The 11,690-nt window shown below is 56.9% G+C and carries 8 protein-coding genes and 1 pseudogene; 4 read left to right on the top strand and 5 right to left on the bottom strand.

The window, feature by feature from the left end:
* Window positions 1-76 precede the first annotated feature (76 nt).
* The gene (locus V6944_RS21945) at window positions 77-1,087 is read right to left on the bottom strand and encodes an Ldh family oxidoreductase (RefSeq protein WP_333500517.1); all 1,011 of its coding nucleotides are present in this window, start codon (window positions 1,085-1,087) and stop codon (window positions 77-79) included.
* Window positions 1,088-1,178: 91 nt separating this feature from the next.
* Complete coding sequence (locus tag V6944_RS21950; RefSeq protein ID WP_333500518.1) at window positions 1,179-2,222, bottom strand: zinc-binding alcohol dehydrogenase family protein; 1,044 nt, start codon at window positions 2,220-2,222, stop codon at window positions 1,179-1,181.
* A gap of 138 nt (window positions 2,223-2,360) precedes the next feature.
* Here V6944_RS21950 and V6944_RS21955 point away from each other — a divergent pair.
* Window positions 2,361-3,268, top strand: a pseudogene (locus tag V6944_RS21955) (GntR family transcriptional regulator).
* 5 nt (window positions 3,269-3,273) lie between these two features.
* Here V6944_RS21955 and V6944_RS21960 read toward each other — a convergent pair.
* Genes V6944_RS21960 through V6944_RS21970 form a run of 3 tightly spaced genes read right to left on the bottom strand, consistent with a single transcriptional unit; the run spans window position 3,274 to window position 7,835 of the window.
* Window positions 3,274-5,436: a glycosyl hydrolase family 28 protein gene (locus V6944_RS21960; RefSeq protein WP_333500519.1), complete on the bottom strand. Its 2,163-nt coding sequence runs from the start codon at window positions 5,434-5,436 to the stop codon at window positions 3,274-3,276.
* A 21-nt stretch (window positions 5,437-5,457) separates the two neighbouring features.
* Window positions 5,458-6,534, bottom strand: a complete 1,077-nt coding sequence (locus V6944_RS21965) for a glycoside hydrolase family 88/105 protein (RefSeq protein ID WP_333500520.1) — start codon at window positions 6,532-6,534, stop codon at window positions 5,458-5,460.
* A gap of 11 nt (window positions 6,535-6,545) precedes the next feature.
* The gene (locus tag V6944_RS21970; RefSeq protein WP_333500521.1) at window positions 6,546-7,835 is read right to left on the bottom strand and encodes an ABC transporter substrate-binding protein; all 1,290 of its coding nucleotides are present in this window, start codon (window positions 7,833-7,835) and stop codon (window positions 6,546-6,548) included.
* A gap of 427 nt (window positions 7,836-8,262) precedes the next feature.
* Between V6944_RS21970 and btsT the strand changes: the two genes are divergently transcribed.
* The 3 genes from btsT (at window position 8,263) to yjiA (ending at window position 11,689) form a co-directional block, all read left to right on the top strand.
* Complete coding sequence (btsT, locus tag V6944_RS21975) at window positions 8,263-10,413, top strand: pyruvate/proton symporter BtsT (protein ID WP_333013053.1); 2,151 nt, start codon at window positions 8,263-8,265, stop codon at window positions 10,411-10,413.
* Between the two features lie 108 nt (window positions 10,414-10,521).
* Entirely contained in the window at window positions 10,522-10,725 is a 204-nt protein-coding gene (locus V6944_RS21980) for a YbdD/YjiX family protein (protein ID WP_185668211.1), read from the top strand.
* 10 nt (window positions 10,726-10,735) lie between these two features.
* Window positions 10,736-11,689, top strand: coding sequence for a GTPase (yjiA, locus tag V6944_RS21985; RefSeq protein ID WP_333500522.1), 954 nt, complete (start codon window positions 10,736-10,738; stop codon window positions 11,687-11,689).
* The last annotated feature ends 1 nt before the right edge of the window (window position 11,690 follow it).

Here is an 11,690-nt window from a genome sequence, read left to right on the forward strand (position 1 = left end):
AACTGTTACCCATGTATCCGGTCTAAAGTGTTACCTATGTTTCCGGTTTGTACCGCAGCGCCGCCGGGGATGCTCATTACCCGCGCAGCGCACAAATCTCGTCGTACAGGCCACGAGAAACATCCAACCCATGCAGCTCACTTTGCTCGCGCGCCAGATAGCGCCGCTCGCCAGGCAGTCTCGCGCCCTGCGCCTGCATGCCGCTAAACAACGTCTCGGCGCGCGCCAGATGCGTCCCAGCCTCTGCCCCCAGGAAACGCTGCGGATCAAACGCCAGAATCAGCTCGCCGCCGTACGGCAGGCCGCCCGCGCCGTTATCCCACGCCAGCGATTCGGCGCTGGTCATATCGCCAATCAGCGGGCCGGCGAACAGTTCCACCATCGCCGCCAGCGCCGAGCCTTTATGGCCGCCGAAGGTCAGCATCGCCCCGTCCAGCACCGCCTGCGGGTCGGTGGTTGGTTGGCCGTCGCTATCAATCCCCCAGCCTTCTGGAATTGGCTTACCCGCCCGCTGGTGCAGTTGAATCTCACCGCGCGCCGCAGCGCTGGTCGCCATATCAAAAATAAACGGCGGCTTCGCACCGCGCGGCCAGCCGAACGCAATCGGGTTGGTGCCAAACAGCGGCTGGGTGCCGCCCGCCGGGGCCACCCACGCGTGGCTTGGCGTACAGGCGTAACCCACCAGCCCCACGTCGGTCAGCGGTTCCACGTCGGCAAACAGCGCCGAGAAGTGCACGCAACGGTTGATCGCTAGCGCCGCAATGCCACAGTCGCGAGCTTTTTCAATCAGCAACGGCAGCGCCTTTTCATAGGCACACAGCGAATACGCCCCGTTGGCGTCCGCTTTAACGATAGCGGGCGCCTGATCGACAATCGTCGGTTCCGCATCTGGCGACACCTTGCCTTTGCGCAGGGTTTCTACGATTCCCAGCAGGCGCCACAGGCCGTGTGAAGCACAGCCGTCGCGTTCACCCGCGGTGACGTTGCGGGCGATAGCGTCGGCATGAGCTGACGAGAATCCATTGGAACTGAGGACGTCGAAGGCCAGTTGATAGGCTTCCTTAAGCGCGATGTTTACCGTTGTCATGTTTTTCTCCATATTGTCGGACAGGCTTTAGCGTAGACGGAGGCGCAGGTTTTACTTAGTTAACATAGTGATTTACATCACATTTATTTTATTAAGCGCCAGCAATGTTCTCGCTAAACTCTATCACGCCTTTAATCAGCCGTGGATTATTGATGACATCTCGTTCATAGGTGCTACCCAACTCATCAAAGTGCAACCGGTGAGTCAGCAGCATATCGGCGCGCAGCAGCCCGCGCTGCATCAGCTCCCCCACTCGCGCAAAGTCCGCTTTTGTGGCGTTGCGGCTGCCCAGCAGCGTGGTCTCTTTTTTATGGAACTCCGGATCAGAGAACTGCAGGTCGCCTTTAAACAGGCCGACAAACACAATGCTGCCGCCGTGGCGAATCAACTCCACCGCGCGATTCATCGACTGCGCGCTACCGGTAGCATCAATCACCGTCTGCGCGAGGTCGCCGCCAAAGCTATCGCGCAACTGAGTGAGGAAGTCATCGGCCAGCGGATCGAGGGCCGGTAACGCCAACTGGTGCGCCACGTGCGCGCGGCGCTCCGGGCTGGTATCCACCATCACCACCTGCGCGCCTTCTGCCGCCGCAATGGCCGCCGTCCCCAGGCCAATTGGCCCCGCGCCCACCACCAGAACCGCGTCACCGGGCTTCACCGCCGCGCGGCGAACCGCATGTGCGCTGATGGCAAACGGCTCGATCAACGCAACCGCTTCGGGTGCAATGCCTTCCGCCAGCAGGATGTTTTGCTCAGGCACGCATAAATATTCGCTGAACCCGCCATCGCGATGGACGCCAATCACCGCAATATTTTCACAGCAGTTCTCCCGCCCGCTCCGGCACGCAGAACATTCATGGCAGGAGACATAGGGGATCACCGCGATCTGCTGGCCAACGTGCCAATGGTCAGTCTGGCTGCCGAGCGCGACGATCGTCCCGCAAATTTCATGTCCTAATACGCGAGGGTAGCTGAAAAAAGGTTGTTTCCCTCGCCACGCATGAATATCCGTTCCGCAGATACCAACCGTTTTTACCTTTATTAAGACCTCATGTTGTTGTGGTTTTGGAATATCTCTTGATTGCCACGTTAATTCACCCGGTTGCTGACAAACCCATGTTTTCATCATTGCCATTACGACGCCTCCTGTTTTCATTATGGTTGTTATTGTGGATTTCAGAGCGTTTCAGCATCAGCGGAATAAATTCTTGTGAATATCAGCGCAGAAATATGTTTTAAATTCGTCTTTAATAAACCACAGGGGGAGATAACCATGAGCCGTTCGCAAAATTTACGCCGCAGCGTCGTCAACCAAATTATTGATGGCATCGCCCAAGGCCATATTCCGTCGCCGCTACCGGCGCAGTCCTCGCTGGGCGACATGTACAGCATCAGCCGCACCACCGTACGCCACATTCTTTCGCATCTGCAACAGCGCGGCGTACTGGAAAAAATCAATAACGATTACATCGTGATACGTAAGCCTGATGCTCTGGATGGCTTTGAGTGCACCCAGGCACCGCTTGAGGAGCAGACGCAGATTTTTGAGCAGGCGTTTTTCTCCATGATCAACCAACGGCAGTTAAAGGCCGGGGAAGTGATGAGTGAAATTCAGCTGGCAAAAATGGCGGGAGTGAGTCCAGTTGCCGCGCGGGAATATTTACTGAAGTTTGGCCGCTATAATCTTATCGTGAGCGAAAAACGTGGCCTATGGCGAATGAAAGAGTTCGATCGCGCTTACGCCGAGCAGCTATTTGAATTACGTGAAATTTTAGAGTTACATGCTTTACAGCGTTTTTAAGCCTGCCCGATAATGACCCGCACTGGCTACGGGCAAAAACCCTTCTGGAATATCATCGCCAGCTACGTGACAATATTGGCGATAATGTCAAAACATTCTCGCAGCTCGATCGTGATTTTCATTCACTGCTGCTCTCCGCAGCCGATAATATATTTTTCAATCAGTCATTAGAAATTATCTCGGTTATTTTCCACTTCCACTATCAATGGGATGAAAGCGATCTGAAACAGCGCAATATTATCGCCATCGACGAACATATGATGATCCTGATCGCCCTGATCTGCCGGAACGATCTCGACGCCACTCTGGCGTTACGTAACCATTTAATGACGGCGAAGCAGTCGATGATCCGTTCGATCGATCAAACCGCTCGCCGTTAACCCCGCTACGGCAGCGTCTGCACCTGCCGCTGAGGCCGGTCCTGATCGCCGATAAAGTGGCTCATCGCCAGCAGCATTTCCAGCGCTTCATGGCGGCGCAGATAGCGCCGAGGGTGAAAGCGCCCTTCGTGATTACAGCGCAGAAAACCAAAAGCCACGGCGCGCTGGGCGTTAGTGAGGTAAATATCCCGCAGAAGGCGGCCATCGGTGAAGGTTGATTGCAGCATCGTTGAGGCGTTGCGATACGACACCCCGCAGCTCATCATGGCAACCGTGGCGGCCTCTTCGCGGCGAATCGGTTTATCCGGGTTAAACTTCCCTTTATCAAGCGCCATCATACCGCGCTGAATCAGCGCTTCGATGCCCGGATACCAGACGGAATCCGCCGCCAGATCGTCAATCACCAGGCCGGAGGACGGCTGATACTGCAACCCCCATAGCCGGATCACCATTTGCGCCAGCTCAAACCGGGTGATGCACTCCGCGCCGCTGTCGTTATCGAGAATGCCCCGCGCCCGCAAAATGCCCGCGTTGACCGACTCGCCGCTTGCCAATTGAATGCTGCCCTCCGGCCCTATCAGCCAGGGCTTGCCGAGCAGGCTCATCTGCCCATGGTGTACCTGGCAGCGAACAAAACGCCCGCTCATGGTCGGCGTCAGCGCCAGAATGTCGCCTTCACCGAGCGGCGTCATTGGCCCGTCCGCCGTTTTACCCAGCCACCAATCGTAGCGCAGCACCGCGTCATCGTTCCCCGGTAGCGTCGCCACCGCGCGCAGATAATCCCCTACCTGCGGCAATCCACGGACAAAAAGCTGCACCGGACGCGGATAATCGAGCCCGTTAATCACCACGTTTTCCATTTTAACGCCGCGTCCCCAGTGGGCGGCATGCAGCGGGTTCTCGACGTCGTGAAGGCGGATATCTTTCAGCACCAGCCCGTCAATCGGCGACTGCGGCAACCCTTCAATAAACAGGCCGTACTCTCCGCCGCTCGCTTCCAGATCTTCAATGACGATATTGCGAAAGCGCGGTAAGTGGCTGCCGTAGACCCCTTCGGCATAGTTCATGGTGGCGTGGACCACGGCATCGCGCACCCGCTTCACCTTAGAGTGACGCAGCCAGACGTTTTCAATCACCCCGCCGCGCAGCGCGTTGGCCTTCAGGCGCAGAGGATAGGTTAACGCCGGGCTGTCGAATTCGTTACCCGCGGCAAAAACGTTGCGGATGCCGCCGCTCATTTCACTGCCCAGCGCGATGCCGCCGTGGCCATCGGCGAAACGGTTATTACGGATGATGATATTTTCGCAGGGAATATTGGCTTCACGTCCGTCGCGATCGCGCCCAGATTTAATGGCAATGCAGTCATCACCGGAATCAAACAGATTGTCTTCAATCAGCACATCGCAGCAGCTTTCCGGATCCACACCGTCGTTGTTGTGGCCGTGCGAGCGTAGCGTCATGCCGCGCACCGTCACGTTGCGGCACATGACCGGGTTGACCTGCCACATCGGCGAGTTGCGTAGCGTGACTCCCGCCAGCAGCACGTTCTGGCAGTGCAGCGTCTGGATAAACATCGGGCGTAAATAGTGGCCGTCGCCAAAGCGGCGCTCCGCCACCGGCACTCCGTTGAGGTTCATTTCGCGTAGCCGCAGGCTCGCGGGGCGCTGCAAATTTTGCGCGTGAGTCGACCAGGCGTGTTCAATCTGGTGGGTCCAGTGCCACCACACGCTTTCGCTGGCCTGCCCGTCCAGAGTACCGCAGCCGGTCAACGCGATGTTCCGCGCATGACGCGCGTAGATCAGCGCCCGGTAGTTCCACAGGGGCGAGCACTCCCAGTGACCATAGGCCAGCGGATAGTGCGCTTCGGTGGTATCGGTGGTGAACAGCAGCACGCTCTGGCGGCTTTCCAGATGCAGGTCAATGTTGCTCAATAGCTCCAGCGAGCCAGTAAGGTAGCGCCCAGCGGGCACCACCACGCGACCACCGCCCAGCGCGTGCAGTTGGGAAATCGCCCGCTGAAGGGCATCGGTATCCAGCGTCGTCCCGTCACCGACCGCACCACAGTCGCGTACGTTTATCTCTCTGGCGGGAAACTGCGGGTCGCGGATCCGCGCCAGAATCTTTTTCTCTTCCTCCACGCTCAGCACTACGCTGGGGTTTATGGTCATCACCTTATCCTTAAGTTCAGATTATAAATGGGCGAGCGCTTCCCCTAATGCCAGCATCGCCAGCGACTGCCCGTAGGCTCGCTGGCGTACGCGAATATCCAGATAATGCTGCAAATCGCGCCCGACTGACGTTCCGGCTGACACATCCGCCACTTCACCGTGTTCATTAATTCGTGCCATCAACGCCTGCACGCCCGCCCAGCCCGCATCGCGGCAGCGGTTATCCAGCAGGCCAAGCCGCGCGCCTTTAAGCAAGGCATAGGTCAGCCCAGCGGTGCCCGATGCTTCCTCGTAGCTTTCGGGGTGATCGATAAGCGTCGACCACATGCCGTTGCTGTGCTGATAGTGCACCGCCGCCAGCATCTGTCGAACAAACGCTTCGCGGATAAAACGGGTATTCGCCGTCTCTTCCGTCACCATCTCCAGAAAATCCACGCTGCCCGCAGCGGCCCAGCCGTTGCCACGCCCCCACAGCGCCGCACCGTAGTTGTTGCGGTCGATAAAGCTCCAGCCGTGCATCCACAGCCCGCTACGGCGGTCGATCAGGTACTTGATGTGCAGTAAAAACTGGTACGCCACATCGTCCATATAGCGCGGCTTATCCAGCAGCAGCGACGCTTTCGCATGGAATAAGCCACTCATAAACAGCGTATCCACCCACAGCTGCTCTTCGTTCAGGTGGTCGCTGGTACAGTGGGTAAAGCCATTTTCCTGGGTGCGCAGCAGGCGCGTATCAATCCAGTCGGCATACTCGGCAATGTCTGCCTGCCAGGCCGTTTCGCCTGATTCCATCGCCATACAGGTGGCCGTCAGCATCGGCGCCATTCGGTTGATGTTCTTTTCCGGCAGACCTTCCGCCATGCGACGCGAGAACCAGCCGTTGAGGTAGGCCAGGTAGCGCGGCTCGCGGGTGATGTGGTACAGCCGCCAGATGCCGTAAATCCCAACGCCCTGCGACCAGTCCCAGTTTTCAATCGACAAGTCGGAGGCGATAACCTTCTGTTTTTTAAGCTCGGCATCGTTGGTGCGTACCACAATCAGCTCATTAAACAGCGTATCCAGTTTGCTTAGAATGGACTCTTTCAATAATTGCGACATAACCACCTCATTTACATGATTTTTTTCAGCACACGCTGCGCGCGTTGCGGGAATTCATCGGCCAGCTGTTCAACCGTGAGCTGCCCGTAATCAAAACGCTGCACCGCGTCGAGGAAGTAGGCCAGCAGCTGCGGGTTTTCAAACCATGGCGACGGTTCGATTTTGCCCATTAACTTATCGACCTGCGCCAGCCCCTGAACCTGAATCTGGCTGCTATCCAGCACGCCGTTCTGTTGCAGCACTTTCACCGCTTCAGCGCTCAGCGGGACGCCGCGCTGTAACCCCATCGCCTTGATGCCCTGCGGGTCGTTCAGCAGGAAATTGATAAGCTTCGCCGCCAGCTCGGGATGGCGGCTGTTTTTGCCGATAGAGAACATCATTGCTGGCTTGAAGAAGATCCCCGCGTCGGTGGCACCGGGCAGCATAGGGTAAGGGCCCACTTCCAGATGTGCGGGCGCGCGCAGACTTCCCGCAAAGGTGCCATCGGTGCTCCAGGTGTGTACGCCGCCAATTTTGCCCTCCAGCCACGGTTTAATTTCCCAGGCGTTGGCCTTACCGAACGACGACAGATATTTCATGGACGGGATAACGTGATTATCCACCAGCTTTTTATACAGCCCGAAATAGTCCAGCCACTGTTCACGGCTGTAGTTAAAGGCTTTGGTCTGCGGGTTAATCATCGAAATATTGTATTTCTGCACCATATACGAGTTCAGGAACGTCATGATGGTGGTGTCGTGATTAGCGAGAATAAACGGGTAGTAATCGTCCCCCAGTTTGCTTTTAAACACCGGGCCTGCCGCAATCATCTGCTCCCAGGTTTGTGGATACGCCACGCCCGCTTTTTTCCACAGATCGGGGTTGTAGTACATCGAACGCCCGGTCATGGCCACCGGTACACCGTTGAGTTTGCCGTTCACCGTCACCAGCTGTTTGCCCTGGCTCGAGAACTGCGTCAGGTCGATAAGCGATGCCTGGCGGTTAATGTCATAAAAACCGTCGCCGTTTTTGGAAAACATCACCAGCCAGTTCCAGTTTATTTGCATCACGTCCGGCTCGGTATTTCCCGCCAGTTGGGTGCTCAGGCGTGATAAATAGCCATCCCAGCCGCTGGGTTCGGTATTGATTTTGACGTCAGGGTTTTGTGCTTCGAAGGCTTTAATCGCTTCCGTCGTGGCCTGATGCCGTTGGTTACCGCCCCACCACGACATACGTAACTCGGTGGCGGATTGACCCATCATCGGCCACAACATTCCCGCCCCCAGCACGCAACACATCACTTTTAGCCGCATTTTTTTCATTGTTTTCGTCCTTTTTAAGGATACAGGCCGATGAGCGACGTGGCTCACCGTCCGAAGATGAGTCAAATAGTCGGAAAAAACGGACGATGTGGAGCAGACCAGGACCCGGAGTTGTGATCAATAAGTGACAATAGTGTTTTTAATTGGTTTTTAATCATACGAAGTCCGTCGTAGGGAAACGACGCCGAGGAAAAAACTTGAGATCTCAATCACATATTTAGCCGCCGTTCAGCATGTAGCCAACCGCTTACCCCCTCTCATAACCGCTTAGCCATCGCTTTCAACCGCTCACCGATTTACCCAACTTTACGCGCGCGTATCTCTGGCAAGCTTGTCATCAGCATAACGGTCAATACCTCCTCAAACCCAAACTCAAAACAACGGCAGCTTCGGCTGATTATTCATCCTATTAGAACCAGGTTTTACTATGGATACGAAAAAGCTATTCAAGCACATACCCTGGGTGATTCTCGGAATCATCGGTGCATTTTGCCTCTCGGTCGTCGCACTGCGCCGCGGTGAGCACGTCAGTGCCCTGTGGATCGTCGTCGCGTCGGTTTCTGTTTATCTGGTGGCGTATCGCTACTACAGCCTCTACATCGCCCAGAAGGTGATGAAACTCGACCCCACGCGTGCAACGCCGGCGGTCATTAACAACGATGGCCTGAACTACGTGCCGACCAACCGCTACGTGCTGTTCGGCCACCACTTCGCCGCTATCGCCGGTGCGGGCCCGCTGGTAGGGCCGGTACTGGCCGCGCAGATGGGCTACCTGCCGGGTACGCTCTGGCTGCTGGCGGGCGTGGTGCTCGCGGGTGCGGTGCAGGACTTTATGGTGCTGTTTATCTCCACACGCCGTAACGGTTCGTCGCTGGGTGAAATGGTCAAAGAAGAGATGGGCCGCGTGCCGGGCTCCATTGCCCTGTTCGGCTGCTTCCTGATTATGATCATCATCCTGGCGGTGCTGGCGCTGATCGTGGTGAAAGCCCTGGCAGAAAGCCCGTGGGGCGTGTTCACCGTCTGCTCGACCGTGCCAATTGCGCTGTTTATGGGTATCTACATGCGCTTTATCCGTCCGGGCCGCGTAGGCGAAGTGTCGGTGATTGGTATCGTGCTGTTGGTTGCCTCTATCTACTTCGGCGGCGTGATTGCCCACGACCCGTACTGGGGCCCGGCGCTGACCTTTAAAGATACCACCATCACCTTCGCGCTGATTGGTTACGCCTTTATCTCTGCCCTGCTGCCGGTATGGCTGATTCTGGCACCGCGCGACTACCTCGCCACCTTCCTGAAAATCGGCGTTATCGTTGGCCTGGCGCTCGGCATCGTGATCCTCAACCCGGATCTGAAAATGCCAGCCGTGACCCAGTACATCGACGGTACCGGCCCACTGTGGAAAGGCGCGCTGTTCCCGTTCCTGTTTATCACCATCGCCTGTGGCGCGGTTTCTGGCTTCCACGCGCTGATCTCCTCCGGCACCACGCCGAAGCTGCTGGCGAACGAAAACGATGCGCGTCTGATTGGTTATGGCGCCATGCTGATGGAGTCCTTCGTGGCGATTATGGCGCTGGTTGCAGCCTCTATCATCGAACCGGGCCTCTACTTCGCGATGAACACCCCTCCGGCGGGCCTTGGCATCACCATGCCAAACCTGCATGAGATGGGCGGCGAGAACGCGGCGCTGATTGCGGCACAGCTGAAAGATGTGACCGTCCATGCGGCAGCGACCGTCAGCTCCTGGGGCTTCGTCATCACCCCTGAGCAGATCCTGCAAACGGCGAAAGATATCGGCGAACCGTCGGTACTGAACCGCGCAGGCGGCGCGCCAACCCTGGCGGTCGGTATTGCTCACGTGTTCCACAAAGTGCTGCCGATGGCCGATATGGGCTTCTGGTACCACTTCGGTATTCTGTTCGAAGCGCTGTTCATCCTCACCGCGCTGGATGCCGGTACCCGTGCGGGCCGCTTTATGCTGCAGGATTTGCTCGGTAACTTCGTACCGTTCCTGAAGAAAACCGACTCTCTGGTCGCTGGCGTGGTCGCCACTGCGGGCTGCGTAGGCCTGTGGGGTTACCTGCTGTATCAAGGCGTGGTTGACCCACTGGGCGGCGTGAAGAGCCTGTGGCCGCTGTTCGGTATCTCTAACCAGATGCTGGCCGCCGTGGCGCTGGTACTGGGTACCGTTATCCTGATTAAGATGAAGCGCACCAAGTACATCTGGGTAACCACCATCCCGGCGGTCTGGCTGCTTATCTGCACCACCTGGGCGCTGGGCCTGAAACTGTTCAGCACCAACCCGCAGATGGAAGGCTTCTTCTTTATGGCTAACCAGTACAAAGAGAAGATTGCTGCCGGTGGTGAACTGACCGCCCAGCAGATTGCCAACATGAACCACATCGTTATCAACAACTACACCAACGCAGGCCTGAGTATTCTGTTCCTGGTGGTGGTGTACAGCATCATCTTCTACGGTTTCAAAACCTGGATGCAGGTGCGCAATAGCGATAAACGTACCGACAAAGAGACCCCATACGTGCCGGTACCGGAAGGCGGCGTGAAGACCTCTTCACACCACTAAACCACCGAACCCTCCCTCTCCTTCCGGGAGAGGGTCGGGGTGAGGGAAAACGTGTTCCCCAGCCCGATAGAGATAACCTCATCGGGCTTTGTCTTATCAGGATGGTCTATGTTTGGTAACTTAGGGCAAGCTAAAAAATATCTCGGTCAGGCGGCAAAAATGCTGATTGGCATTCCGGATTACGACAACTACGTCGAGCATATGCAGACCAACCATCCGGATAAACCGTACATGACCTACGAAGAGTTCTTCCGCGAACGCCAGCAGGCACGCTACGGCGGCGATGGAAAAGGCGGCATACGCTGCTGTTAAAGGAGACATCATGGCACCGATTGCAGTAACCCTACTTACCGGCTTCCTCGGCGCGGGCAAAACCACCCTGCTGCGCCACATCCTCAACGAACAGCACGGCTTTAAAATCGCCGTGATTGAAAACGAATTCGGCGAAGTCTCCGTCGACGACCAACTGATTGGCGACCGCGCCACCCAGATCAAAACCCTGACCAACGGCTGTATCTGCTGCACCCGCTCTAACGAGCTGGAAGACGCGCTGTTAGATCTGCTCGATAACCTCGACCAGGGCAACATCAGCTTCGACCGTCTGGTGATTGAATGCACCGGCATGGCCGACCCCGGCCCGATCATTCAAACCTTTTTCTCCCACGAGGTACTGTGCGAGCGCTACCTGCTGGACGGTGTGATTGCGCTGGTTGACGCGGTCCACGCCAACGAGCAGATGAACCAGTTCACCATCGCCCAGTCGCAGGTGGGCTACGCCGACCGTATTCTGCTGACCAAAACCGACGTCGCAGGCGAGGCTGAAAAACTGCGTGAGCGCCTGACCCGCGTCAACGCCCGCGCACCGATTTACACCGTCACCCACGGCGATATCGACCTGGGCCTGCTGTTCAACACCAACGGTTTTATGCTGGAAGAGAATGTCACCTCGAAGCCGCGCTTCCACTTTATGGCCGACCAGCAAAACGACGTGTCGTCTATCGTGGTCGAGCTGGACTATCCGGTGGATATCAGCGACGTCTCCCGCGTGATGGAGAACCTGTTGCTGGACTTCGCCGACAAGCTGCTGCGCTACAAAGGGATGCTGTGGATTGACGACGAACCGAACCGCCTGCTGTTCCAGGGTGTGCAGCGTCTGTATAGCGCCGATTGGGATAGACCATGGGGCGACGAAGCGCCGCACAGCACGCTGGTGTTTATTGGTATTCAGTTGCCGGAAGAAGAAATCCGCGCGGCGTTTGCCAGCCTGAAAAAATAAC

The sequence above is a fragment of the Kluyvera sp. CHPC 1.2972 genome (assembly GCF_036759925.1).
Lineage (GTDB): Bacteria > Pseudomonadota > Gammaproteobacteria > Enterobacterales > Enterobacteriaceae > Kluyvera.